Here is a 25,369-nt window from a genome sequence, read left to right on the forward strand (position 1 = left end):
ATACCGGTCCCGTCCAGCGGGAAGCATCATGGCCACCGCCCTCACCGAAAAATTCTCCCGTCTCGTCAAGCAGGTCAGCGGCCAGGCCCGCATCACCGAAAGCAACGTCCAGGACATGCTGCGCGAGGTGCGCATGGCGCTGCTCGAGGCCGACGTGGCGCTCCCCGTGGTGCGCGATTTCGTCGCCCGCGTGAAGGAAAAGGCGCTCGGCCAGGAAGTGCTGGGTTCGCTCAAGCCGGGCCAGGCGCTGGTCGGCATCGTCAACCGCGAGCTGGCCGCCACCATGGGCGAGGGCGTGGCGGACATCAATCTGCAGGCGCAGCCGCCGGCGGTGATCCTGATGGCCGGCCTGCAGGGCGCGGGCAAGACCACCACCACCGCCAAGCTCGCCAAGCACCTGATCGAGAAGCGCAGGAAGAAGGTGCTCACGGTTTCGGGCGACGTCTATCGCCCGGCCGCGATCGAGCAGCTCAAGACCGTCACGAAGCAGGCCGGCGCCGAGTGGTTCCCGAGCACGCCCGACCAGAAGCCGCTCGACATCGCGCGCGCCGCGCTCGACCACGCCAAGCGCCACTTCTTCGACGTGCTGCTGGTCGACACCGCGGGCCGGCTCGCGATCGACGAGGTGCTGATGGCCGAGATCCAGCAGCTGCACAAGGCGCTCGACCCGGTCGAGACGCTGTTCGTGGTCGACGCGATGCAGGGCCAGGACGCGATCAACACCGCGAAGGCCTTCAAGGACGCGCTGCCGCTCACCGGCATCATCCTCACCAAGACCGATGGCGATTCGCGCGGCGGCGCTGCGCTGTCGGTGCGCCAGGTCACCGGGGTGCCGATCAAGTTCGCGGGCGTCAGCGAGAAGATCGACGGCCTCGAGGTGTTCGACGCCGAGCGCCACGCCGGCCGCATCCTCGGCATGGGCGACATCGTCGCGCTGGTCGAGCAGGTCACGGCCGGCGTCGACGTCGCGGCGGCGCAGAAGCTCGCGGCCAAGGTCAAGAGCGGTGCCGGCTTCGATCTCAACGATTTTCTCGGCCAGCTGCAGCAGATGAAGCAGATGGGCGGCCTGTCGAGCATCATGGACAAGCTGCCCGCGCAGATGGCGGCCAAGGCCACCGAGGCCGACATGACCCGCGCCGAGCGCGACATCCGGCGCAAGGAAGGGATCATCAACAGCATGACGCCGCAGGAGCGTCGCAAGCCCGAACTGCTCAAGGCCACGCGCAAGCGCCGCATCGCCGCCGGCGCCGGCGTGCAGGTTCAGGAAGTCAACCGCCTGCTCAACGAGTTCGAGCAGATGCAGACCATGATGAAGAAGATGAAGGGCGGCGGCCTCATGAAGATGATGAAGCGCATGGGCGGCATGAAGGGCATGCCGGGGATGGGCGGGGGCGGCGGCGGGATGCCGCGCTTCTGAGTTCCCTTCCGGTGCTTCCGGCGCTTCAGCCGCCCGACTTCGCGCCTGTCGCCTCGTCGTCCACGGCTTTCTGCACCGCCTTGTAGAACACCTCGCGCGCCGCGACGTCAGCCGGGTTGTTGGCGCCACCACCCCAGTCGGCGTTGGAGGCGATCACCAGGCGGCGCTTCGGGTCGATGAAGATGCCCTGGCCGAAGATGCCTCGCGCCGCGAAGCTGCCGTCGTCGTAGGTCCACCACTGGAATCCGTAGCCACGGCCCGGCTGGCCGATGTCGGCCTGTCGCGTGGTGGCCTGGCCCAGCCAGTCGTCGGGCACGATCGGCTTCCCATCGACGCGCGCGCCATCGAGCACGAAGCGGCCGAAGCGAGCGAAGTCGCGCGTGGCGGCCTGCAGGCAGCAGCCGCTGATCTCCTGGCCGGTCTTGCTGAGGATCCAGGTGGCCTTCTGTTCCATGCCGGCCGGCACCCAGATCTTTTCCGACAGGTAGGTGGCGAGCGGCTTGCCGGTGGCGCGCGCGAGCAGCACGCCCACGAGGTTGGTCTCGCCGGTGCTGTAGTTCCAGCGCGTGCCGGCCGGTGCCGCGCGCGGCAGCCGACGCAGGTAGCTCACGAGCGCATCGACGCCTTCCTCGGGCTTGTGGTTGTTGAAGCGCGCGACGTCCGATTCGGGGTCGGCGTAGTTCTCGTTCCAGCGCACACCCGAGGTCATGGTCAGCAGCTGGCGGATGCTGACCTCGTCATAGGCCGAGCCCTTCATTTCCTGGATGTAGTCGCTGACCTTGTCGTCGAGGCTGCGGATGTGGCCTTCGCGCACCGCCGCGCCGAGCAGCGTGGAGGTGAAGGACTTGGCGACCGAGAAGCTGGTCCAGCGCCCCTCGCGGTCGAAGTCGAGGCCGTAGCGTTCGAGGCGCAGCTTTCCGTCCTGCACGATCACGATCGCCGCACTGCGCTGCTGCGCCATGTAGGCGTCGAGGTCGAGCGGAAGCGCCAGCGGCGGGCCTTCCGGCAGCGGCGATGGCGTGGGGCCCGCGGGGACCGTGCGCGCCTTGGCCAGCACCGGCAGGCGGTCGAGCGCGCGGAACGCGGCGTCGCGTTGCGGCTGGCTCCAGAACAGCAGGTCGCGGTTGGTCGGAAGCGTGGCGATCAGGCCGCGCGTTTCCTTGTCGAGACTGAACCAGCCGGCGGTGCCCGCCACTGCGACGACGACCAGTGCACCGAGAGCGATCCTGCCGAATTTCATGCGGGCATTCTGCCCGCGTCACGCCCGTTGAGCCAGACGGTGCCGATGCCGCCGAGCCCGATCAGCAGCGTGCCGACGACCGCCCACAGGTCGGGCGCGTGGTCGAACAGCAGCCATCCGATCGCCATCGCGAAAGCGATCTGCGCGTAGGCGAAGGGCATCAGTACCGAGAGCGGTGCAAGCCGTACCGCGCCCGCCATGCACAGGTGGCCCGCGGTGGCGAAGATGCCGATCAGGAGCAGCAGCACCCACTGGGTCGGGGTTGCCTTGAGAAGGGAGGGCGCGAGGTCGAGCGGCAGCACCCACAGGGCCGCACCGATCGCCGTGGTCACGAAGAGCGCGGAGAGAAAGTTGGTGACGACCAGGTCGTCGGCGATCGCGATGCGGCGCGTGACCAGCTGGAACGCCGCATAGCAGAGCGCGCCCGTGATCGGCAGCAGCGCCGCCCAGCCGAGCGCGCCGGCGCCGGTCGGGCGGACGACGGCCAGCATGCCGACCACCCCGAAGCCGACCATGGCCCAGCGCGACGGCGGGACGCGCTCCTTCAGCACCAGGGCGCCGAGCACGGTGGTCGCGACAGGCGCCAGCAGCGAGAGCGCCGTGTATTCGGCCAGCGGCAGCCGCTGCACCCCGTAGAAGGCGGCGGTCGAGTTGCACAGCAGCAGCAGGCCGCGCAGGCACTGCAGCGCCGGCGCGCGGCTGCGCAGTCGCAGCGTGCCCTTGCGCGCCAGTTGCCAGGCCGCGAGCACCGAGGTCTGGAACATGTAGCGCACCCACATGAGCACCAGCACCGGCAGTGCGCCCCCGAGGTACTTGATGGTGGCATCGCTGCCCGCGAACATGCAGGCGGTCAGCAGGACCAGCGCGATGCCGGCGTTCAGGTCCGGCGCGCGCGCGGCGCGCGCGGCTGGCGTCATGCAAAGAAAAGCCCCGCAGGGCGGGGCTTGGGGTGAGGCACGGGGCGTCGGCGTGTCAGGCCGAGACCGGACGCGAGAGCTTCAGAGCGTGCATCCAGGCGCGGCGCAGCACCGCAGGCGAGCGCGATTCCTCGGGGATGACGAGGAAGCCGCGTTCGCGCAGCGCGATGCCGAAGCCGATCTGGCTGGTCAGCACCGTGAGCGGGATCGCCAGCAGCAGCGGCAGGCCGACCGGCATCAGCCAGGTCAGGGCGCTCGCATCGATCAGCGCGATGCCGACGGCCAGGGCCGCGATCACGATGGACATCGGCGCCAGCTGGGCCACGGCGATGCGCCACGACACGGCGGCAGCTTCGCGGGGGGGCGACTTCCATTCGAGCTTGAGGCCGGTCAGCGCGACCAGGACGAACAGCGAATGGGCCAGCATGCGAACCGGCGCCTGGACGATGGCCATGGCGCTTTCGAGCGTGGCGCTCTTGAGCAGACCACCGAGACCGCCGAACTGGCGCTGCTCGCCGCGGATCACCACGGCCACCAGGCCCAGGATGCGCGGCAGGAACAGCAGGCACAGCGTCCACAGCCAGAGGCCGACCAGCTCCATCGGCATCGCGAGCCAATGCTCGACCACGCTCGAACCCGTGAGCCACAGCGCGGTGCCGAGGGTCAGGAAGGCCAGCCACAGCGGCGCCGAGGCGTAGGCCATGGTGCCGGTGACGAACATGGCGCGGTGCACCGGATGAATGCCGGGTTCGGCCATCAGGCGGGCGTTCTGCAGGTTGCCCTGGCACCAGCGGCGGTCGCGCTGCAGCTCGGACAGCAGGTCCGGCGGCTGCTGCTCGTAGCTGCCCACCAGGTCGGCCACCAGCCAGACGTGGTAGCCGGCGCGGCGCATCAGCGCGGCCTCGACGAAGTCGTGCGACATGATGCCGCCCGACATGCCGCCGGTGCCCTTGATGGGGGCCAGCGCGCAGTGGTCCATGAAGGGCTGCACGCGGATGATCGCGTTGTGGCCCCAGTAGTGCGACTCGCCGAGCTGCCAGAACTGCATGCCGAGCGTGAAGAGGCGGCCGGTCATGCGCGAGGCGAACTGCTGGGCGCGGGCATGCAGCGTGACGTGGCCGATGGCCTGGGTCGCGGTCTGGATGATGCCGGCCGTGGGGTTGGCTTCCATCAGCTTGACCATCGCTGTCAGGCAGTCGCCGCTCATGACGCTGTCGGCGTCGAGCACCACCATGTAGCGGTAGTCCTTGCCCCAGCGGCGGCAGAAGTCGGCCACGTTGCCGGCCTTGCGGTGCGTGCGGCGGGTGCGCAGGCGGTAGTAGACCTCGACCTGGGGCTGGTTCGGGTTGTTCTGGTGGCTGAGGGCCAGCGCGGCGCGCAGGTCTTCCCAGGCGGCGCGCTCGGCGGCGGCGGTCTCGGGGTTGTAGCTGTCGGACAGCACGAAGACGTCGAACTGCTGCGCATGGCCGGTCGCGCCCAGCGATTCGCAGGTGGCGCGCAAGCCGGCGAAGACCGTGGAGACGTCCTCGTTGCAGATCGGCATGATGATCGCGGTACGGGCCGCGGGGTTCATCGGATGGTCGGCCACCTGCCGCGCGGACAGCGCGTGCTTGTCACCGCGCACCGAGACGAAGAAGCCCATGAGCGCGGTCACGAAGCCGGTCACGACCCAGCCCGACAGCACCGCGTAGAGCGCGATCTGGCTGTATTCGAGCCACAGGTTGTCGTAGTCGGGCTGCACGCGGGCGAACAGCGTGGCGGCCGCGATGGTGCTGAACAGCGCCAGCGCCATGAAGGTCAGGCGGCGTTGGGCCGCGGCGCGCTGCCAGGGTTCGCGGGCGGCGGGCGCCGACTTGGCCGGGCGGGCAGGGCCGGCGCCGAGCTTCACGAGCAGGGCGGTGCCCACGCTGTTCCAGAAGCCGCGCCAGGGGCGGGGCGTCATGGAGCCGCGGTTGACCGGCGGCGCGGTCACCGCGTTCGGGTGGCGTTCCTCGCGCACCGTGCTGCGGTTCGAGACCACGTCCTGCGCGAGCAGGCGAGGCTGGACGTATTGATTGGGTTTCATGCGATTAGCCTCGTTGACGATCGAAGGAGGGCGTGTCGCCGATTGCCGGAAAGCGCTTGAAGACGCTGTCCGACGCGAAGGTGCCGGCACCCGCCTGGGATGCCAGCAACGAGCCCGCGGCACGGGGCCGCGAGAGGGAAAGCTGTTTTTGACGAACGCCGTCGCGCTGCGGACGCAGTGCGAAAGAGGGGCTGTGGTGTGCGGTCATGCCAGTACAGGGGCAAACCCTGTGCCAGCTGCTAAAAACGCTTTGAAATCAAGCGCTTAAGCTGAAATCCAAGGCTTTTCGGCGGCCCGGGAAGGGGAAATGGCCTCCAAACCCCTGAATCTGTCGCCTGGGCCCGACAGCTTGGGGGGCAGTCGAAAAACCCCCAATGAAATCAACGACTTGCCGTGTCGCTGCTCAGCGACCGCCTTCGCTGCCCGGCGACGGGGCATCGGCCTTGAAGTGTCCTGGGGTGAGTTCGTGCTTCTGCAGCAGGCGGTAGAACTCGGTCCGGTTGCGGTCGGCGAGGCGCGCCGCGTCGGCCACGTTGCCGTCGGTCAGCTTGAGCAGGCCGACCAGGTAATCGCGCTCGAAGCGCTGCTTGGCCTCGGCATAGGTCTGGACCTCCACGCTCGGCACGCGCAGCGCGCGCTGCACCAGCGCCAGCGGGATCAGCGGCGAGCTCGACAGCGCGCAGACCTGCTCGACCACGTTGAAGAGCTGGCGCACGTTGCCCGGCCAGGAGGCCGTGGTGAGCGCCTTCAGCGCCTCGGGCGCAAAGCCCGAAAGCCGCTTGCCGTACTTGGTCGACAGCCGCTGCAGGAAGTGGTTGGCGAGCAGCGGGATGTCCTCCCGCCGTGCCGACAGCGGCGGCAGGCTCAGCGTCACGACGTTGAGACGGTAGTAGAGGTCTTCGCGGAACTGGCCGGCCTCCATCGCGGCGTCGAGGTCGCGGTGGGTGGCCGAGATGATCCGGACGTCGACCGCGATCGACTGGCTGCCGCCCAGCGGTCGCACCGCGCGCTCCTGCAGCACGCGCAAGAGCTTGACCTGCAGCGCCGGCGGCATGTCACCGATCTCGTCGAGCAGCAGCGTGCCGCCGTCGGCCTGCTGGAACAGGCCCTTGTGGTTGGCGACCGCGTCGGTGAAGGCGCCCTTCATGTGGCCGAACAGCTCCGACTCGAGCAGGGCTTCGGGGATGGCGCCGCAATTGACCGCCACGAAGGGCTTGTCGGCGCGCGCGCTGGCACGGTGGATGGCGCGCGCCAGCACTTCCTTGCCGGCGCCGCTGTCGCCGCGCAGCAGCACGCTGGCATCCGACTTGGCGACCATGCGGGCCTCGGCCAGAAGCTCGGCCATGCGGTTGCTGCGGCTCACGATCTCGGCGCGCCAGCTCTCGTCGCCGGCCTTGCCCTGCGTGGCGGCCGGCGCACCGAGCGCGAGCGCCTGGCCGATCTTCTCGAGCAGCTCGCGGGCGTCGTAGGGCTTGGTCAGGTAGGTGAAGACGCCGCGCGCGGTGGCCTCGACCGCATCGGGGATGGTGCCGTGCGCGGTCAGCAGGATCACGGGCAGCGTCGGATGGCGCTTCCTGATCTCGTCGAACAGCGCGAGGCCGTCGCGTCCCGGCAGCCGGACGTCGGACAGCACCAGCTGCGGATGCTCGATCTCGAGCTGGGTGAGCGCGGATTCGGCGGAGGTCACCGCCGTCACCTGGTAGCCGGCCGACATCAGCCGCAGCGACAGCAGCCGCAGCATGTCGGCGTCGTCGTCGACCACCAGCAGGCGGGCGCCCTTCGCGGGCACGGGCAGGCCGTCGGCCGGCAGCGGCGTGCGGGACTGCGAAGGCGGCGCGGCGGTGCTCACGGCGTGGCCTTGGGGGCCGCCGGCACCGCGGCCGGCGCCGGATTGGGCCGCGCGAAGCTGCGCTCGATGGCCCGCAGCGCCTCGATGCGGTCGTTGAGCTGGTCGATGCGCCGCTGGCTGTCGCGCAGCTGCTGGGCCTGCTTGTCGCGGTCGTCCTCGACCCGCCGCTGCTCGGCGTAGCGCGCCGCCAGCGTGCGCGCGAGCGGCTGCAGCGGCAGCGCGTCCGCCGAGGGATTGGCGATCACCTTCTGCAGCAGCCCGGTGGCGCGTGCCAGGTCGGCCGGCACGCGGGTCTGGGCCAGCACGATCGCCATCTGCACCTGCACCGCGGGCGTCTCGACGAGATCGCCGAGCCGGTTGAGTTCGGCCGCCAGTTCGGGCTGGCCGAGCGGCCGCACCTTGTCGGCGTAGGCCAGCATGGCGCCGGTCGGCGTCTGGGTCCATTGGGCGAACAGGCCTGCGGGCTGCGTGGCCGGTGCGACCGGCTCGGCTTCCACCGGCATGACCGAGGGCGGCGGCGGTGGCGGGGCGACCGCGACCGTCACCGGCGCGGCCGGCCGGGTGTTGCCGGCCGGTGCGGCGCAGCCGGCCATCAGCAGCGCGGCGCAGCTGCAGATGGCGATGGCGGGCTCGCGAAGAATCGGAGAAAACATGGACGAAGAGGATTGGGCGCGTGGAGCGAGGGTCAGGCGGAGCGCGGCAGCGCGATGCGGAATCGTGCCCCCGGCCCCTCGGGCAGCAGCGTGATGCGGCCCCCATGGGCTGCAATGTACTCCTGCACGATCGAAAGGCCGATGCCGGTGCCCTTGACCGAATGCTGGGGCTGGCGCTCGCCGCGGTAGAAGGGTTCGAAGACCCGGTCGCGATCGCCGTCGGCAATGCCCGGACCGGCGTCGGCGATGTCGATCATCGCGGTGTCGGCGGTGCTCGACACGGCGATCTCGATGGTGCCGCCGCGCACCGAGAAGCGGATCGCGTTCGACAGCAGGTTGGCAATGGCGGTGCCGAGCTTGACCGGATCGACCACCACCGCGATCGGCTCGCCCTCGGCCCGCACCGTGAGCCCGTTGGCCTGCCACTGCAGGCGCTGGGCCTCGATCTGCTCCTCGATCAGCGGCAGCAGCGGCGTGCGCTCGCGGCGCAGCTCGCGGGCCTCGAAGGCGGCGGCATTGAAGCGCAGCAGGGCCTCGATCTGGCCCTGCAGCGCGACCGTGTTCTGCTGCAGGATCTGCGTCACCTCGCGCTGCGCAGGGCTGAGCGCGCCGGTCACGCCGTCCTCGAGCAGCGAGACGCCTTCGCGCAGGGCAGCCAGCGGGGTCTTGAGTTCATGCGAGACGTGTCGCAGGAAACGTGCCTTGTCGGCGTCGAGCTCGGTCAGGCGCAGCCGCAGCCATTCGAGCTGCTGCGAGACGCGCCGCACGTCGGCCGGTCCGCGGATGTCGATCGGCACGTCGAGCCGGTTCTCGCCCAGGCCGACGATCGCGCGCTCCAGCCGCTTGAACGGCCGCGCCAGCCAGACGCCGAAGGCCAGCGCCAGGGCCACGGCCAGTGCGCTGGCCGCGATCACCAGCCGCATCAGGCGCTTGCGTGCGGTCTCGATGCGCTGCGCCAGTTCGTTGTTCTGGGTCTCGATCAGGAACTGCGCCTGCTGCGCGATGTTCGTGTTGAGCGCGTCGAGCTCGCGGAACTGCATCGCCATCGAGCTTTCGCGCGCCAGCGAGGTCTCGGGGGCTCCGCTCATGAGGCCCTGGATCACGTCGAGCTGCTCGCGCCACTTGTCGGGGCCGTCGGTGGTCAGGCCGTTGGAGGACAGGCGCCCCAGCACCTGGCGGGCATCGCGCGCGGCATCCTCGAAACGGCGCCGCAGCACCGCGTCGTTGAGCACCAGCGACTGGCGACCGGCGCGTTCCATGGCGGCGCTGCGCTCGGCCAGCGACTGGGCCGCGCCCGACAGCGTGAGCGCGCGCGCCGCCGCGTCGCGGCTCTGCGTCATGAGGATGTCGTACTGGAAGACGGCGCGCAGCGCCACGCCCACCAGCAGCGCGGTGATGAGCAGGAAGGCGAACAGCAGCAGCTGCTGGAACGAGCCGCGGGCGGAGGTCAGCTTCGCCATCAGGCGACCGTCACCGCGGTCCGGCCGTTCGTGGCGGCGGTGGATTCGGCGGTCGGCACCTCGCCGCGCAGCGTGTAGGCGAGCGAGCGCGTGATGCGCACCTCGATCATCCGGCCGACCAGCCGCGGGTCGCCCTCGAAGTTGACCACCCGGTTGCAGGCGGTGCGGCCCATGAGCTCGTTGGCGTTCTTGCGCGAGGCGCCTTCGACCAGCACACGCTGGGTGCTGCCGACCAGGGCTTCGCCGAAGCGGCGCACGTTGGCGTCGATCACCCCTTGCAGCTGCTGCAGGCGCGCCAGCTTGACCGCATGCGGCGTGTCGTCGGCCAGCGCCGCGGCCGGCGTGCCGGGACGCGGGCTGAAGATGAAGCTGAAGCTGGCGTCGAATTCCAGGTCGTCGATCAGCTTCATCATGCGGCCGAAGTCCTCGTCGGTCTCGCCCGGGAAGCCGACGATGAAGTCGCTGCTGAGTGCGAGCTCGGGGCGGATCGCGCGCAGCTTGCGCACCGTGCTCTTGTATTCCATCGCGGTGTAGCCGCGCTTCATGGCCATCAGGATGCGGTCGCTGCCGTGCTGCACCGGCAGGTGCAGGTGGCTCACGAGTTGCGGCACCCGTGCGTAGGCATCGATCAGGCGCGCCGTGAACTCGTTCGGATGGCTGGTGGTGTAGCGGATGCGCTCGATGCCCGGAATCTCGGCGACGTACTCGATCAGGAGCGCGAAGTCGGCAATCTCGGCCGTATCGCCCATGCGGCCGCGGTAGGCGTTGACGTTCTGGCCGAGCAGCGTGACCTCGCGCACGCCCTGGTCGGCCAGGCCCGCGATCTCGACCAGCACGTCGTCGAGCGGGCGGTTGATCTCCTCGCCGCGCGTGTAGGGGACGACGCAGTAGCTGCAGTACTTGGAGCAGCCCTCCATGATCGAGACGAAGGCCGTGGCGCCCTCGACCCGCGCGGGCGGCAGGTGGTCGAATTTCTCGATCTCGGGAAAGCTGATGTCGACCTGCGGCCGGCCGTCGCGGGCGCGCTGGTTCAGCATCTCGGGCAGCCGGTGCAGGGTCTGCGGGCCGAACACGACGTCGACATACGGGGCGCGGGCGATGATCGCTGCACCTTCCTGGCTGGCGACGCAGCCGCCGACGCCGATCTTCACGCCCTTGGCCTTCAGGTGCTTGACGCGGCCGAGGTCGGAGAAGACCTTTTCCTGGGCCTTCTCGCGCACCGAGCAGGTGTTGAACAGAATCAGGTCGGCCTGGTCGATGTCGGTGGTCGGCTCGTAGCCGTCGGCGGCACGCAGCACGTCGGCCATCTTGTCCGAGTCGTACTCGTTCATCTGGCAGCCGAAGGTCTTGATGAAAACTTTGGGGGTGGTCATGGCGTTCTCCCCATGGGATCGGGGTTCACTAAGCAATGCGCGATTCGATGCGCCTGTCTGTTCGGGAGACACCGCGGAACTGGCTCCGCCAGGCCGCAGGTGTCGCCCCCGGAGAGGGGGTGGGCGGCTACACGAAGTGAGCCAACCTGGGGGCGAGCCTGTTTACTGGCCGTATTTGGGCAGCTGGTCGAACGGCGTCTTGCCGTCGTCGCGCGGACCGCTGTCGGCCACGAAGGGCCAGAAATTGAAGAGCGGCCTGTCGGCCGAGGCGCGCTTGGCTCGGGCTTCGTCGGGCGTCAGGATCCAGACCTCGCGCACCAGGCCGGCCGCGTCGCGGGTGTAGTTCACCAGCAGGTTCTGGCCGGTGATCGCGGCCGGCATCACCAGCATGCGTTCGGCGCTGCGGATGCGGGCGCCGGGCGACATGCGCTCGGGTTGGCCGTCGAGCAGGATCTCGGGCGAGTTGACGACCATGAAGCGGCCGCGCAGCGTGCCGGGCGGAAAGGTGCGCCCCCCGTTGTCGGCCTCGGCCTGGGTCGAGCCCGGATCGAGGAGCTGCGCCGAGGCGCCGGCGCAGGTCAGCAGGGCGGCCGGCGCGAGCAGCGCGGCCAGCGCGAGCGTGCGCAGCGGTGGGGAGATCTTGTTTCGGCAGCGGTTCATGGGGTTCATCCAGAGGCTGTGGGAGCGCGGATTCTAGCGGCCGGCAGCGCGCGGACAGCCTGTGGAAGGTACAGGCAACCCCCGCCGCGCGTGGCATTGTGCCGCTTCGCTTTACATTTCTTTACAGTGGATGCGGGCTCTTTCTGCGCCTCGCTGCTCCAATAGTTGCCGGCGCCCGAAAAGCCCCCCCCTGCGCAAGCCCAACCCACCTGAAATCTCATGAAGAAGCATCTCGTTCTCGCCCTCTCGGGTGTGCTGGTCGTCGCCGTCGCGGCGGGCACCTGGTGGTGGTCGGGCGCCAAGGCGCGCAGCGCCGCCACGGCGCAGGCAGCGAACGCGGCCGCGGGCGGCGCCCCGGCGCTGGTCACCCTGGCGGCAGCGCGGCGCGAGAACGTGCCGGTCACGGTGCAGGTCAACGGCAGCGTGGTCTCGCTCAACAGCGTCGAGCTCAAGCCGCAGGTGACGAACACCGTGCGCGAGGTGCACGTGAAGGAAGGCCAGTTCGTGAAGGCCGGCCAGCTGCTGTTCACGCTCGATGACCGGCCCGACCAGGCCAACCTCGCCAAGGCGCGGGCCCAGCAGCAGAAGGACGAGGCCCTGCTGGCCGACCTCGAGCGCCAGTACAAGCGCAGCCAGGACCTGGTGGCGCAGAACTTCATCGCCAAGGCGGCGGCCGACGCCACACTGTCTCAGCTCGAGGCGCAGCGCGCCGCGGTGGCGGCCGACCGCGCGGCCGTGCAGTCGGCGCAGGTGGCGCTCGGCTATGCCACGCTCAAGGCGCCGATCGCGGGCCGCATCGGCGCGGTCAACGTCTACCCGGGCACGCTGGTACAGCCCGCGCAGGCGATGGTCACGATCACGCAGCTCGATCCCATCGCGGTGAGCTTCCCGGTGCCCGAGGGCAAGCTGCAGGACCTGCTGCAGGCCGCGCGCGAGCGCACGCCGGTCGAGGCCGTGGTGCCCGGTCGCCGCGAGCCGCTGGTGGGTGCGCTGAGCTTCGTCGACAACACGGTCGATCCGCTGATCGGCACGGTGCGCGCCAAGGCCGTGTTCGACAACGGCGACCAGGCCCTGTGGCCGGGCCAGTTCGCGGAGACCCGGATCACGGTGCGCACGCTCGCCAACGCCACCGTGCTGCCGGCCTCGGCGCTCATGATGCTGGCCGACGGCAGCTCGGTCTACGTGGTCGACGCCGAGAAGAAGGCGGCGCGGCGCAAGGTGCAGGCGGTCTACAACTTCGGCACCCAGGTGGTCGTGACCGGTGTCGAGCCCGGCGAGCAGGTGGTGATCGAGGGCAAGCAGAACGTGCGGCCGGGCGGCCGTGTCCGCGTCGACACCGCACCGGCCCAGGTCCAGCCTCAGCCGCAGGAAAAGCCCGGCAACGCGGCGCCCGGGCCAACGCCCGGCAGCGCGGCCTCGGTCGCGCCCGGCAGCGCCAGCGTCGTCGCCGAGCGGGAGCGGACATGAACATCTCCGAGCTGTGCATCCGTCGTCCCGCGATGACGGTGCTGCTCTCTGCCGCGGTGGTGGTGGTGGGCATATTCGCCTACTTCCAGATCCCGGTCGCGGCGCTGCCGAGCTACAACACGCCGGTCATCAACGTCTCGGCCCAGCTGCCCGGCGCCAGCCCCGAGACGATGGCCTCCTCGGTCGCGTTGCCGCTCGAGAAGCAGTTCTCGACCATTCCGGGGCTGCAGACCATCAGCTCCACCAACACCCAGGGCGTGACCTCGGTCACGCTCGAGTTCGTGAGTTCGCGCGACATCGATGCCGCCGCGGTCGACGTCCAGGCCGCGCTGCTGCGGGCCCAGCGCCAGTTGCCGGTCGAGCTGACGCAGTTGCCGTCCTACCGCAAGGTCAATCCGGCCGATGCGCCGGTGCTGTTCATCGCCATGGTGTCGAACTCGATGACGCCGGCCGAGCTCAACGACTATGCCGAGAACCTGATCTCGCCGACCCTGTCGACCATCGACGGCGTGGCCCAGGTGGCGGTCTACGGCCAGAAGCGCTTCGCGGTGCGGGTCAAGGCCGACGCCGACCTGCTCAACGCACGCAACATCACGCTCGACGAGCTGGCCAACGCGGTGCGCCTGGCCAATGCCAACACGCCGGTCGGCGTGCTCGACGGCCCGCGCCAGACGCTCACCATCCAGGCCAACGAGCAGATGCTCAAGGCCGCCGACTTCGCCAAGATCATCGTCGGCCAGCGCAACGGCGCGCCGGTGCGACTCGACGAGGTGGCCACCATCGAGGACAGCTTCGAGTCGGTCAAGACCGCGAGCAGCTTCAACGGCCAGAACTCGATCTCGCTCGCGGTGCAGCGCCAGCCCAATGCCAACACGGTCCAGGTGGTGGACGCGGTGCGCGCGCTGATGCCGCGCTTTCGCGAGGAGCTGCCGCAGTCGGTCGAGATCAACCTGGTGAACGACCGCTCGCTGTCGATCCGCGAGGCGGTGCACGACGTGCAGCTCACGCTGCTCGGCACCATCCTGCTGGTGGTGCTGGTGATCTTCCTGTTCCTGCACCGGCTGGTGGCCACGCTGATCCCGGCGCTGACGATCCCGATCTCGCTGATCGGCGCGGTGGCGCTGCTGTACGCCTTCGGCTACAGCCTGGACAACGTCTCGCTGCTGGGCATCACGCTGGCCGTGGGGCTGGTGGTGGACGACGCGATCGTGGTGCTCGAGAACATCATGCGCTACGTCGAGCGCGGCATGGAGCCCTTCGCTGCCGCGTTGCGCGGCGCGCGCGAGGTCGGCTTCACGATCATCTCGATCTCGATCTCGCTGGTGGCGGTGTTCATTCCGATCTTCTTCATGCCCGGCGTGATCGGCCTCCTGTTCCACGAGTTCGCGGTGGTGGTGGGCCTGGCCGTGATGGTCTCGGCTATCGTCTCGCTCACGCTGGTGCCGATGCTCGCGAGCCGGCTGCTCAGGCACACGCCACGCGAGGGCGGCGCGCTCGACGACCACGAAGAGCATCACCCCGAGCCCGGCACCGCCATCGGCCGTGCCTTCGAGCGCGGCTACCGGGCCGTGCACGGCAGCTACATGCGCACGCTCGACTGGACGCTCGGGCATCGGCCGCTGATGCTGGTCGTGGCCGCGTCGACCTTCGCGCTCACGGCCTGGCTGTTTATCAGCATCCCGAAGGGCTTCTTCCCCGAGGAAGACATCGGCCAGATCCAGATCACGACCGAGGCTTCCGAGGACATCTCGTTCCCGGCCATGAAGGCGCTGCAGGACCGCGTCGCGCAGGCGCTGCTAGACGACCCGTACGTCGACTACGTGAACTCCTTCGTCGGCGTCGGCGGCCCGACCGCGACCCAGAACTCGGGCCGGCTGTTCGCGGTGCTCAAGCCGAGAAGCGAGCGGCCCAAGATGCCGCAGGTGCTCGAGTCGCTGCGCAAGCGCTTCCGCGAGATTCCGGGCGTGGCGGTCTACATGCAGCCGGTGCAGAATCTGCGCCTGGGCGGCCGCCAGAGCAAGGCGCGCTTCCAGTACACGCTGCAGAGCGTCAACGCCGGCACCATGGGCGTCTGGGCCGACCGGCTGATGGAGCGCATGCGCGCCGACCCGGACTTCCGCGACGTCACGAGCGATTCGCAGAACCGCGGCCTGCAGGCGACGCTCGACATCGACCGCGACAAGGCCGGCGTGCTCGGCGTCGCGGTCGGCGACCTGCGCACCGCGCTCTACAACGCCTACGGGGACCGCCAGATCGGCAGCATCTACGGGCCCAGCAACACCTACCAGGTGATCCTCTCGGCGGCCGACGACGATCGCCGCTTCGAGGAGGACATGGCGCGCCTGTCGGTGCGCAACAAGGCCGGCCAGCTGGTGCCGCTGTCGGCCTTCGCGACCGTCAAGCGCACCGTGGGGCCGACATCGGTCAACCACCAGGGCCAGCTGCAGGCCGTGACCGTGTCCTTCAACCTCGCACCCGAGGTGCCGCTGGGCAACGCGACCGCCAAGATCGACCGCTTCAAGGCCGAGCTCAAGATGCCCGAATCGATCATCACGAGCTACGGCGGCGATGCCGCGGTGTTCCAGAGTTCGCAGGGCAGCCAGGCGGTGCTGCTGATCCTCGCGGTGCTGGTGATCTACGTGCTGCTGGGCGTGCTCTACGAGAGCTACATCCATCCGCTGACCATCCTCGCGGGCCTGCCCTCGGCCGCGGTCGGCGCACTGCTGTCGCTCAAGCTGTTCGGCTTCGACCTGACGCTGATCGCCACCATCGGCATCCTGCTCCTGATCGGCATCGTCAAGAAGAACGCGATCATGATGATCGACTTCGCGCTCGACGCCCAGCGCAACGAGGGCATGAAGCCCCAGGACGCGATCCGCGAGGCCTGCCGGCTGCGCTTCCGCCCGATCCTGATGACCACGCTCGCCGCGATGATGGGCGCTCTGCCGCTCGCCCTGGGCCTCGGCGCCGGTGCCGAGCTGCGCCAGCCGCTCGGCGTGGCGGTGGTCGGCGGCCTGATCTTCTCGCAGGTGATCACGCTCTACATCACGCCCGCCATCTACCTCGCGCTGGACCGCTACAGCGGCAGCGGGCCGCTGCAGGAGCTGCCGGGGGAGCCCGCGGGGCAGCACGCCTGAGCCCGCCCGGAAGCCAGCGAAGCAAGCTCGACGGCAGCCCATCGCGGGCGGTGGCCACCGCGCAATCCACATCTCGCCGTGCGCGAGGCAGGCAATTTCATGTCCAAGCACACCCACTTCTTTCGCGCCGAATGGGCGCCGAGCATTCCGCGCGAACTCATGGCCGGCGCCGTCGCCACGTTTGCCCTCATCCCGGAGGTCATCGCGTTCTCATTCGTGGCGGGTGTCGACCCGGCCGTGGGCCTCTTCGCCTCCTTCGTCATCAGCATCGTCATTGCGTTCGTCGGAGGGCGGCCCGCGATGGTGTCTGCGGCTGCAGGCTCGGTCGCCTTGGTCGCCGCGCCGCTGGTGCATTCGCATGGCGTCCAGTACCTGTTCGCCGCCGGCATCCTGGCCGGCGCAGTGCAGATACTGTTCGGGTGGCTGCGCCTCGGAGTCCTGATGCGATACGTGTCGGGCTCGGTGCGCACCGGCTTCGTCAATGCCTTGGCCATCCTGATCTTCTCGGCCCAGATGCCGCACCTCATCGGCGCGAACGCTGCCACCTGGGCCATGGTGGGCGCTGGCCTGGTGATCATCTACGGCTTGCCTCGAATCACGAAAGCCGTGCCTTCGCCGTTGGTCTGCATCGTGGTTCTCACCGTTCGCGGGGCAGTGGATGCACCTGCCATTGAAGACGGTGGCCGATCTCGGCCTGCTGCCCCAGGGTCTGCCGACCTTCGGCATTCCACAGGTCCCGTTCTCGGTCGAGACCTTGAAGCTCATCGCGTTGCCGGCGATCGCGATCGCCATGGTGGGGCTGCTCGAGTCCTTGATGACGGCCAGTGTCGTCGATGAGCTCGCCGACACACCGAGTTCCAAGAACCGCGAGTGCAGCGGCCTGGGCCTGTCCAACATCGCCGCGAGCTTCTTCGGCGGCATGGCCGGTTGCGGGATGATCGGACAGACGGTGAGCAACGTCCGCTATGGAGGCCGCGGCCGCCTCTCGACCCTGTTCGCGGGCGCCTTCCTTCTGGTTCTGATGGTGCTGCTGAAGCCCTGGGTCTCTCAGGTGCCGGTGGCGGCCCTGGTCGCCATCATGGTCATGGTCTCCGCATCCACGCTGGACTGGGGTTCCGCGCAGGCCCTCGTGAAGCACCCCAAGCTTTCCAGCGCGGTCATGGTGGCGACGGTCGCGGTGACGGTAGCCACGGACAACCTGGCCGCCGGAGTGGCGGTCGGCGTCCTGCTGAGCGGCGTGTTCTTCACCTTCAAGGTGTCGCGACTCCTGTCGGTGAGCAGCACGGAAGATGAGGGGTTGACCTACCGTGTCTCCGGTCAGGTCTTCTTCGCATCGGCCGACATGCTGGTCGATCCTTCGATGTGCGGGACATCCAAGGCCGCCCGGTGACCATCGACCTGAGCGCGGCCCATTTCTGGGACATCACGGCGGTGAACGCGCTCGACAAGGTCTGTCAGCGGCTGCGCAAGCACGGCAGCGACGTGAAGGTCATCGGCCTGAACGAACACAGCCGGGCACTTATTTCGAAACTGGACCTCGGCGTCGAGTGAGCGCTGGAGCGCGCGATTGCCATCGCCGCGCCGCCGAGCCCGCCCGAAGCCACCGAGCCCACCCGCCTCCTTGCGTCAGATCGAGACCGCTTCCTTCAAGGCAGAGAGCTTGGCCTCCGCCGTCGGCCGGGTCCGCGCCGCGAAAGTCTGCTGCTGTTGCGGCGGTGTGCGCTTTGCGACCGACGTCGCCCAGGCCTCGATCGCGCCGAGCAGCTTGCCCTGCATCTCGAGCGTGGTTGCCGTGTGGTCGACATCGTTCATGTAGCGGTAGTCGATGCGCTCGAGGTAGGGTGCACCGGCCAGCTGTCCGAGCATGCCGCGGTTGCGGTCGCTCGAGTTGTAGGTGGCCGAATACAGCATGCACAGCGCGACGCCGCGATCGAGCAGGGTCGAGAGCTTGTGGCCATGTTCCTCGGCGCTGACCCAGGGCGTGTCGGCCTCGAAGATGTTCGCGTTCGGCGCCGAATTGGCGCCCGGCAGGAAAGTGCTGCGCAGGCGCTGCAGCGTCTTCGCGCGGCCCTCGGCATCGCCGGACGCCGCGCTTGCGAGGTCGCGCCACCATGCGTAGCTGCGCCGCACCGCACCGTTGACCGGGAAGGCGGCCCAGCGCCGCAGCTTGCGTTCGATGCGCGCCGTGCGCGTGAGGTAGATCGCGCCGTCGAGCGTCATGAGGCCCACCACGCGCGGATCGGCGAGCGCGATCGCGAGGCCGTTCTCGGCGCCCGAGCAGATGCCGAAGACCAGGAACCTGTGCAGCCCGAGGCTGTCCTCCATGTGGTCCATGGCGGCCTTCATGTCGGCGACGGCCTGGGTCCGGAAGCTCTGCGTGGTCTGCGCGGAGGGGCTGTCGCCGATGCCCGAGAGGTCGAAGCGCAGCGTCGGCACGCCGACGCCGGCCAGACGCCGCGCGATCTTGACGTTGATGCGGTGCGGACCGATGCGATGGTTGGCACCGGTGTTGAGCACCAGGCAGCCGATGCCGGTGGGTGACTCGGAAGCGGCCTGCGAGAGCAGGCCGAACAGGGTGCCCTCCGGGCCGAAGCTCGCCGGGCGTTCGATCAGTTCTGTCATTGGATCTCCTCCATCATGCATTGCAGGGCTTCGGCCGGCACCAATTCGCTGTTGGGGCCGGGGTTGCTGGTCCAGACCAGGGAATGCGTGAGCGCCACGCCTCGTATCGTCGCTCCGGTCGCCTGGCATGCGGCCAGCCAGTCGGAGGACATGGTCTCGCCGGGCGGCGCGACCAGCGTCACGGCCAATCCGCGCGGGGGTTCGACGCCTGACGGGGTCAGGGCCCGGATCTGGCTGCGCAGCAGGGGCGAGATCGCGAAGCCCAGCGATTCGCCGCTGAAGGCATCGGGGTCGCTTTCCAGGTCGCGGCGCCAGGTCGCGCTCGGGAGGCCCATGCTCCATTCGAGTTCTTCCACATTTTTCTCGCGCAGCGCCTGCAGGTAGCGCGCGCCGTCTAGCACCGGTTCCCAGAGCACCAGCTTGACCGGCATCGGCTGCGTGTCTGCGGCGGCCTGCGCTGCCAGCGTGGCGCCGAGGCGGGAGCCGAACCACACCACCTTCGTGGCACCGCTGCGCGCGATTAGTTCGCGATGCGCGGCGCGCAGATCGCCGCGCCAGCCTTCGAGATCGCCTTCCTCGTCGTCGCCCGGCGAATCGCCGGTGCCGTAGAAGTCGAAGCGCAGCACCGGAATGCCTCGGCGTGCGAGCCGTACGGCGAGCAGGCGGTAGAAGCGGTGGGTTCGCAGGGCTTCGTGGCCCATGGGGGCGCACAGCAGCACGGCGTCGCTGCGCGTCGAGGCCACCTCCGGCGGATGGAAGAAGCCGAACAGGCGGCGGCGCTCGGGGCCGAAGGTCAGCGGAATCATCGCCGCGCCTCCATCGGGAGTCGCGAATGCAGGCGCGCACCCAGGGCCAGAGAGCCGACCAGGTCGGCACCGATGCGGAACGAACTGACGCCGAGCGAGAAGTCACCGTCGGCGCGCGACAGCACGAAGTTCAGCGGCTCGTGGCCGAGGCCGGTGGCCGGCAGTTCGGTCAGTTCGGGCAGGCCGAGGCCGAGCGCCTTGAGGCAGGCCTCGCGCCGGGTCCAGCCATGGAGAAAGGCCAGTGCCGGGTCGGGCTGGTCGCCCAGCCGCGCCGCATCGTCGGCGTGGAAGCTCATGTCGGCAATCGACTGCATGCCCGGCATTCCGCGCAACTGCTCGATGTCGACGCCGACCCAGTGCGCACCGTGCGCGCCCGTGGCCGGCGGCAGCACCCCGATCAGCGCCGTGCCGCCACTGTGGCTCAGGTTGAAGACGCAGTCCGGATGCGCTGCAAGCGTCGGCTTGCCGCTCGGGCCGTAGTCGAAGCGCAGCGCGGCGGCCGGCGTACCGGTCTGCATCGACAGGACCTGGCGCAGGGCACAGCGCGCGGTGACGAAGCGACGCCGGTCGGTCTCGAACACGAAGCGCGCCGCGCGCGCCGTCTCGTCGGGCGTGAGCGTGGCGCGCAGCGCCTCGCCGCATGGCTGGTCCAGGTCCGCGAGCCACAGCTGGCAGCCCGGGACATGGGAGATGCGGCTGAGGACGAGGCTCATGTGCGGCGTCCGATCGCCGCCGCGAACATGCGGCCGAAGAATCCACGCGTCGGCGCCGAGGCCGCCGAGGTCGCGAAGCCCGCACCCGTGGCCGGCACCGAAGCCAGCTGCGCAAGGCTCTCGAACACGTAGCGCCGCGGCTCGACCTTGAAGCCCAGCGCCTGGGCGGACTCGTCGACCGCGCGCATCGCCATCAGCGAGTCGCCGCCGAGATCGAAGAAGTTGTCCGAGGCTCGGATCTCGTTGACGTCGATGCCGATGACGCTGGCCCAGACCTGCGCGAGGCGTGCATGCTCGGGCATCAGCAGCGGGACCTTGGCCGCCTGCGGTGCGGGCGCCGGCTGGTTGCGTGCCGTCTCGGCAGCGGCGGTGCGCGCCAGGATCGCAGCGCTCGCCGATTTGCCCCTGGCCGTGAATTCGCCGACGCCGAGCTCGGCGCCATCGACCGCGGCCAGCAGCAGTTCGACGAAGCGGTCGCGGAAGGCGGCGCCGGTCTCGGGCAGGTAGAGGTCGGCATTGAAGGTCACGGCACCGCGCAGGCCGAGCGAGGTGTCGCGCAGCCAGATGCCGATGTCGTCGGTGGCGCCATGGTGCTGCAGCGGGATGTTGCTCTGGCGCAGCGTGCCTATCGTCTCGGGGCGCTCGCGCACGTCCTGGAACGAGAACAGAGCCTGGTAGAGCGGCGTGCGCTGCGTGCGCTGCTTGAACTCCGGTTCAGCGGCGAGCACCTCGAAAGGCACCGGCTCGTCGCGCATGAAAGCCAGCATTTCCGTCTTGACGTAGGCCATGAAGGCACGCAGCGAAAGCGCCGGATCGACCCGGAACGGAATCGGCAGCAGGTTGTTGAAGAAACCGATCACCGGCTCCAGCTCGGGCTGCTCGCGCCCGCGCACCGGGTTGGCGACCACCACCGAGGGCGAGCCGAGCACGCCGCTCATCATGGCGGCGCAGACGCCGAGCGTGAACATGCTGAGCGTCACATCCATCTTCTGCGCGGCCTGGCGCAGGCGCTCGCTGGTCGCGGGCGAGAGCTCGATCCAGAGCGTCTCGCCGCGGCCGCTCATGCGCCCTCCGCGCGGCATGTCGGTGGTCAGCGACCGGGGCGCCGGCACGCTCGCGAAGCGCGACTTGATCTCGTCGAGCTGCTGCCGGAAGGCCGGCTGCGACAGCCAGTTCGCATACCACTGCGCGTAGTCGCCGTAGTCGACCTCGAGCGGCGCGAGGGCGTGCGGCTCGCCCCGGGTCAGCGCGCCGTAGATGGCGGACAGCTCCGCCTGGAAGACGTCGAAGGAGGCGCCGTCCCAGACCAGGTGATGGGCCACGAAGACGAAGGCGTGTTCCTCGTCCGACAGCTTGAAGAGCCGCGCGTGGGCGAGCGGCGCACGGCGGATGTCGATCGGTGCCTCGGCCAGTTCCTGCGCCCGTTCGCGCAGCAGTGCCTCGCGTTCGTCGAGCGGCAGGTGGCTCAGGTCGACGAAGGGCAGCTCGAACCTGGCGTCAAGCGCGATGGCTGCCATCCAGCCGCCGGACTCGGCATCGGCCGCGATGGCGGTGCGCAGGGCCGGCTGGCGGCGCGCGATCTCGACCAGCGCGGCTTCGAACAGCGGCACATCGAGACGACCCTGCAGCCGCTGGGCGAAAGGCATGTTGTAGACCGGGCGTCCGGGATTCAGCTCCTCCATGAAGCGCACCCGTTCCTGCATCGGCGTCAGCGGCGCACGGCTGCGGCCGGCCAGGTGCTGCAGCCGGGTGGCGTGCGGCGCACCCGCCTTCACGATGGTGTCGATCGCCTGCGCGAGGCCCTGCGCGGTCGGCTGCTCGAACAGCGTGCGCAGCGGCAGCGCGATGTCGAACTGGCGTGCGAGCCGGGCGGTCACGCGCGCCGCGAGCAAGGAGTGGCCGCCCATGGCGAAGAAGTCGTCGGTGACGCCCATCTGGGGCGCGCGCAGCACCTGCGTCATGGCCTCGAGCACCGCGCGTTCGCGCTCGGTGCGCGGCGCCACGTGCTCGCGTGCGGCAGTGGCGCTGACATGGAGGGTCGGCCCCGGCAGCGCCTTGCGGTTGACCTTGCCATTGGGCAGCAGCGGCAGCGCCGGCAGGGTCACGACGTGCTGGGGCAGCATGTATTGCGGCAGGCGCGCGCGCAGGTGCTCGTCGAGCGCGAGGCGGTCGAGCGTGCTGTCGGGCGCCATCGCGAGGTAGGCCACCAGGCGCACGTCGCCCGGCGTGTCCTCGCGCGTGACGACCACGCTGCGCGTGACGCCGGCGGCCTCGTTGCAGCGGGCCTCGATCTCGCCGAGCTCGATCCGGTAGCCGCGCACCTTGACCTGGAAGTCGAGCCGGCCCATGTGCTCGAGCAGGCCGTCGTTGCGCCAGCGACCGCGGTCGCCGGTGCGATAGATGCGCGAAGGCACGCCGTCGATGTCGATCGTGACGAAGCGGTCCTCGGTGAGCTCGGGCCGGTTCAGGTAGCCGATCGCGACGCCGTCCCCGCCGATGCAGATCTCGCCGGGCACGCCGATCGGCAGGCTCTCGAGGTGCGCATCGAGGATCCAGACCGTCGTGTTGTCGATCGGCCGGCCGATCGAGATGCCGCCGGCGCGGATGCGCGAGGGATCGACATGCCACAGCGTCGACCAGATCGTGGTCTCGGTCGGCCCGTACATGTTCCAGACGTCGCGCGTGCGGTCCAGCATGTCGCGCGCGAGGTCGGGCGCCAGGCTTTCGCCGCCGACCAGGGCCTTGAAGCCCGGACGGCCTTCCCAGCCGGCATCGATCAGGAGGCGCCACATGCCCGGCGTGGCCTGCATGATCGTTGCCTCGCTGTCGACCAGCAGGCGCGTGAGGGCCGCACCGTCCATCACGGTCTCGCGCGGGGCGATCACCACCTCCGCGCCGACGGTGAGCGGCAACATCAGCTCGAGCACTGCGATGTCGAAGGACAGCGTGGTCACCGCGACCAGCCGGTCGTCGGCCGAGATGCCGGGCGTGCGCCGCATGCTCAGCAGGAAGTTGGCCACCGCGCCGTGCGGCACGGCCACGCCCTTGGGCTTGCCGGTGGAGCCGGAGGTGTAGATGACGTAGGCCGCGTCTCCCGGACGCGCGCTCATCTCGTCCGACGCGAGCGTGTTGGCTGACTGGTTGGTCCAGGAGGTGTCAACGTCGAGTTCGAGCACCGCGCCGGCCTGCAGCAGCCGCTGGCTGCGCGGTGCAGATTCGACGTCCGAGCGCGTGAGCAGGACGGCCAGGTCGGCATCCTCGGCGTAATAGTCGAGGCGCGCGGTCGGGAAGTCGGGGTCCAGCGGAACGTAGGTGCCGCCGGCCTTGAGGATGGCCAGCAGAGCGACCACCATCTGCGCATCGCGCGGCAGGCACAGGCCGACCAGGCGGCCACGCTGCACGCCGCGCTGACGCAGTGCGCGCGCGAGCCGGTTCGACTGGGCATCGAGTTGCCCGTAATTCATGCGCAGGTCGCCATGGCGCAGCGCGGCACGGCCCGATTGCTCGGCGGCCTGCAGGGCGAAGCCGGCATGCATGAGTGCCGCGCCTTCCCAGACCGTGGGCTCCGGCTGCATGGCGCGCAAGGCCGTCGCGTCGGCCGGCGACACCAGCGACAGGCGCCCGACCGGCGTGGCCGGATCCCGCGCCGCGTTCTGCAGCAGCACCTCGTACATGCCGAGCCAGCGCGCGATGGTCTGGGCGTCGAACAGGTCGGTGTTGTACTGGCACTCGAGCACCAGCGACTTGCCGGTGCGTGCGACGTTGAGCGACAGCTCGAAGTTCTCGAACTGCCGCGGGTTGGAGGCCAGCCGCACGCGCAGCGCATCGTCCGACAGTTCGTGCTCGTCGAGTCGCGGGCTGACGTTGAACATCACGGACACCAGCGGCATCCTGCCCGGATCGCGCCCCACCTTGAGCTTCTTGAGCAGGCTGCCGAAGGTGCACAGCTGGTGCTCATAGGCATCGAGTACCGCCGCGCTCGAACTGCGCGCGAGCTGGCGCACGTCCTTGGCCTCGTCGATGTTGATGCGGATCGGCAGCAGGTTGACGCAGTGGCCGACGAGGCTCGAGAAGCCGTCGACCGTCTGGCCCGCGGCCGGCACGCCGATCACCACGTCGGATTCGCCGCCCAGGCGCGACAGCAGCGCCGCGAAGGAACCGAACAGCAGCGAGAACAGGCTGGCGCCCTGTCCGGCCGCGACCTGCTGAAGGACGCTCACGAGCGGTTCGCCGAGCAGGCGTTCCTCGCGCTTCGAGCCGAAGCTGCGCACGGCCGTGCGGGGCCGGTCGGTCGGCAGTTCGAGAATGGGCGTGGAGTCGGCGAAGACGCGGGCCCAGTAGTCCTCGTCCTGCCCGATTCGCGCGACGGCCTCGGGGGTGACGAGCCAGCTGGAGAAATCGCTGTACTGTGCCGCGGGCGACAGCGCGGGCAGCTGACCCTTGGCGTGCGCGCGATAGAGCGAGACGATCTCGCGCACCAGGATGCCGATCGAGCCGCCGTCGCAGACGATGTGATGCGCCGAGAGAATGAATTCGTGGTGTACGGCGTCGATGCGAACGAGCGTTGCGCGCAGCAGCGGTCCGCTCTCCAGATCGAAGGGCTGCTCCACCGCCGCCAGCCGCACCGCGTCGAGCCGGGCGGTACGCTCACCGGCTGACAGGTCGCCGAGGTCGATCGACTCGAGGCGTGCGTTCGACGCCGAGGCGATCCACAGGTCGGTGCCCTCGGGGCCGATGGTCGAGCGCAGCGCCTCGTGGCGGGCGACCACTTCGGCCAGCGCGCGGGCGAGCGCGTCGGCATTCAGCGAGCCCTTGAGCAGCAGCGAGGTGGACAGGTTGTAGGCCAGCGAAGCCTCGTCGCCGAGCTGGCAGGCGAGCCATATTTCGCGCTGCGCCTCGGTGGTCTCGACGACCCGCTCGATGTCGTTGCCGGCGAAGGGGTCGAAGTCGACGCTGGTGCTGGCGGGCGTTTCCATGGATGTGATTCCCG

The 25,369-nt window shown here is 69.6% G+C and carries 16 protein-coding genes and 1 pseudogene; 4 read left to right on the forward strand and 13 right to left on the reverse strand.

What is annotated here, in order from left to right:
* The first annotated feature begins 28 nt into the window (after positions 1 to 28).
* A complete protein-coding gene (gene ffh, locus QTH87_RS02130; RefSeq protein WP_286606474.1) occupies positions 29 to 1,417 on the forward strand; it encodes a signal recognition particle protein in 1,389 nt (462 codons plus the stop codon).
* 25 nt (positions 1,418 to 1,442) lie between these two features.
* Here the strand turns inward: ffh and QTH87_RS02135 are convergent, their stop codons facing one another.
* From QTH87_RS02135 to QTH87_RS02175, 9 genes are all read right to left on the reverse strand, one after another.
* Positions 1,443 to 2,657, reverse strand: a complete 1,215-nt coding sequence (locus tag QTH87_RS02135) for a serine hydrolase domain-containing protein (RefSeq protein WP_286606476.1) — start codon at positions 2,655 to 2,657, stop codon at positions 1,443 to 1,445.
* Complete coding sequence (locus QTH87_RS02140) at positions 2,654 to 3,574, reverse strand: DMT family transporter (protein ID WP_286606478.1); 921 nt, start codon at positions 3,572 to 3,574, stop codon at positions 2,654 to 2,656. The genes QTH87_RS02135 and QTH87_RS02140 overlap by 4 nt, the downstream gene beginning before the upstream one ends.
* 55 nt (positions 3,575 to 3,629) lie before the next feature.
* Positions 3,630 to 5,639, reverse strand: coding sequence for a glucans biosynthesis glucosyltransferase MdoH (gene mdoH / locus QTH87_RS02145; RefSeq protein ID WP_286606480.1), 2,010 nt, complete (start codon positions 5,637 to 5,639; stop codon positions 3,630 to 3,632).
* A 4-nt stretch (positions 5,640 to 5,643) separates the two neighbouring features.
* Entirely contained in the window at positions 5,644 to 5,847 is a 204-nt protein-coding gene (locus tag QTH87_RS02150; protein ID WP_286606482.1) for a hypothetical protein, read from the reverse strand.
* Between the two features lie 195 nt (positions 5,848 to 6,042).
* Entirely contained in the window at positions 6,043 to 7,428 is a 1,386-nt protein-coding gene (locus QTH87_RS02155; RefSeq protein ID WP_286608006.1) for a sigma 54-interacting transcriptional regulator, read from the reverse strand.
* 56 nt (positions 7,429 to 7,484) lie between these two features.
* The gene (locus QTH87_RS02160; RefSeq protein WP_286606483.1) at positions 7,485 to 8,141 is read right to left on the reverse strand and encodes a hypothetical protein; all 657 of its coding nucleotides are present in this window, start codon (positions 8,139 to 8,141) and stop codon (positions 7,485 to 7,487) included.
* Positions 8,142 to 8,173: 32 nt separating this feature from the next.
* Positions 8,174 to 9,601: a sensor histidine kinase gene (locus QTH87_RS02165; RefSeq protein ID WP_286606484.1), complete on the reverse strand. Its 1,428-nt coding sequence runs from the start codon at positions 9,599 to 9,601 to the stop codon at positions 8,174 to 8,176.
* Entirely contained in the window at positions 9,601 to 10,974 is a 1,374-nt protein-coding gene (miaB, locus tag QTH87_RS02170; protein ID WP_286606485.1) for a tRNA (N6-isopentenyl adenosine(37)-C2)-methylthiotransferase MiaB, read from the reverse strand. Before miaB ends, QTH87_RS02165 begins: the two co-directional genes overlap by 1 nt.
* A 162-nt stretch (positions 10,975 to 11,136) precedes the next feature.
* The gene (locus QTH87_RS02175; RefSeq protein WP_286606488.1) at positions 11,137 to 11,634 is read right to left on the reverse strand and encodes a hypothetical protein; all 498 of its coding nucleotides are present in this window, start codon (positions 11,632 to 11,634) and stop codon (positions 11,137 to 11,139) included.
* A 219-nt stretch (positions 11,635 to 11,853) separates the two neighbouring features.
* On the opposite strand from QTH87_RS02175, the gene QTH87_RS02180 reads away from it, so the two are divergent.
* The 3 genes and pseudogenes from QTH87_RS02180 to QTH87_RS02190 all read left to right on the forward strand — a co-directional run bounded on the left by QTH87_RS02180 (position 11,854) and on the right by QTH87_RS02190 (position 17,789).
* The gene (locus QTH87_RS02180; protein ID WP_286606489.1) at positions 11,854 to 13,101 is read left to right on the forward strand and encodes an efflux RND transporter periplasmic adaptor subunit; all 1,248 of its coding nucleotides are present in this window, start codon (positions 11,854 to 11,856) and stop codon (positions 13,099 to 13,101) included.
* A complete protein-coding gene (locus QTH87_RS02185; protein WP_286606490.1) occupies positions 13,098 to 16,238 on the forward strand; it encodes an efflux RND transporter permease subunit in 3,141 nt (1,046 codons plus the stop codon). The genes QTH87_RS02180 and QTH87_RS02185 overlap by 4 nt, the downstream gene beginning before the upstream one ends.
* Positions 16,239 to 16,337: 99 nt before the next feature.
* Positions 16,338 to 17,789 (forward strand): annotated as a pseudogene (locus QTH87_RS02190) (SulP family inorganic anion transporter).
* A gap of 75 nt (positions 17,790 to 17,864) precedes the next feature.
* Here the strand turns inward: QTH87_RS02190 and QTH87_RS02195 are convergent.
* From QTH87_RS02195 to QTH87_RS02210, 4 genes are read right to left on the reverse strand one after another with little or no spacing between them, the layout of a single operon-like run.
* Positions 17,865 to 18,860: an alpha/beta fold hydrolase gene (locus tag QTH87_RS02195; protein WP_286606491.1), complete on the reverse strand. Its 996-nt coding sequence runs from the start codon at positions 18,858 to 18,860 to the stop codon at positions 17,865 to 17,867.
* The gene (locus QTH87_RS02200) at positions 18,857 to 19,666 is read right to left on the reverse strand and encodes an alpha/beta fold hydrolase (protein WP_286606493.1); all 810 of its coding nucleotides are present in this window, start codon (positions 19,664 to 19,666) and stop codon (positions 18,857 to 18,859) included. Before QTH87_RS02200 ends, QTH87_RS02195 begins: the two co-directional genes overlap by 4 nt.
* Entirely contained in the window at positions 19,663 to 20,379 is a 717-nt protein-coding gene (locus QTH87_RS02205) for a 4'-phosphopantetheinyl transferase family protein (protein ID WP_286606496.1), read from the reverse strand. Before QTH87_RS02205 ends, QTH87_RS02200 begins: the two co-directional genes overlap by 4 nt.
* Positions 20,376 to 25,355: a non-ribosomal peptide synthetase gene (locus tag QTH87_RS02210; RefSeq protein WP_286606497.1), complete on the reverse strand. Its 4,980-nt coding sequence runs from the start codon at positions 25,353 to 25,355 to the stop codon at positions 20,376 to 20,378. The genes QTH87_RS02205 and QTH87_RS02210 overlap by 4 nt, the downstream gene beginning before the upstream one ends.
* Positions 25,356 to 25,369 lie beyond the last annotated feature (14 nt).

It is taken from the genome of Variovorax jilinensis (assembly GCF_030316885.1).
Lineage (GTDB): Bacteria > Pseudomonadota > Gammaproteobacteria > Burkholderiales > Burkholderiaceae_C > Variovorax > Variovorax jilinensis.

Coding starts and splice junctions, on each gene's coding strand:
- ffh (WP_286606474.1), top strand. CDS start 29: ATGGCCACCGCCCTCACCGAAAAATTCTCCCGTCTCGTCAAGCAGGTC.
- QTH87_RS02135 (WP_286606476.1), bottom strand. CDS start 2,657: ATGAAATTCGGCAGGATCGCTCTCGGTGCACTGGTCGTCGTCGCAGTG.
- QTH87_RS02140 (WP_286606478.1), bottom strand. CDS start 3,574: ATGACGCCAGCCGCGCGCGCCGCGCGCGCGCCGGACCTGAACGCCGGC.
- mdoH (WP_286606480.1), bottom strand. CDS start 5,639: ATGAAACCCAATCAATACGTCCAGCCTCGCCTGCTCGCGCAGGACGTG.
- QTH87_RS02150 (WP_286606482.1), bottom strand. CDS start 5,847: ATGACCGCACACCACAGCCCCTCTTTCGCACTGCGTCCGCAGCGCGAC.
- QTH87_RS02160 (WP_286606483.1), bottom strand. CDS start 8,141: ATGTTTTCTCCGATTCTTCGCGAGCCCGCCATCGCCATCTGCAGCTGC.
- QTH87_RS02165 (WP_286606484.1), bottom strand. CDS start 9,601: ATGGCGAAGCTGACCTCCGCCCGCGGCTCGTTCCAGCAGCTGCTGCTG.
- miaB (WP_286606485.1), bottom strand. CDS start 10,974: ATGACCACCCCCAAAGTTTTCATCAAGACCTTCGGCTGCCAGATGAAC.
- QTH87_RS02175 (WP_286606488.1), bottom strand. CDS start 11,634: ATGAACCGCTGCCGAAACAAGATCTCCCCACCGCTGCGCACGCTCGCG.
- QTH87_RS02180 (WP_286606489.1), top strand. CDS start 11,854: ATGAAGAAGCATCTCGTTCTCGCCCTCTCGGGTGTGCTGGTCGTCGCC.
- QTH87_RS02185 (WP_286606490.1), top strand. CDS start 13,098: ATGAACATCTCCGAGCTGTGCATCCGTCGTCCCGCGATGACGGTGCTG.
- QTH87_RS02195 (WP_286606491.1), bottom strand. CDS start 18,860: ATGACAGAACTGATCGAACGCCCGGCGAGCTTCGGCCCGGAGGGCACC.
- QTH87_RS02200 (WP_286606493.1), bottom strand. CDS start 19,666: ATGATTCCGCTGACCTTCGGCCCCGAGCGCCGCCGCCTGTTCGGCTTC.
- QTH87_RS02205 (WP_286606496.1), bottom strand. CDS start 20,379: ATGAGCCTCGTCCTCAGCCGCATCTCCCATGTCCCGGGCTGCCAGCTG.
- QTH87_RS02210 (WP_286606497.1), bottom strand. CDS start 25,355: ATGGAAACGCCCGCCAGCACCAGCGTCGACTTCGACCCCTTCGCCGGC.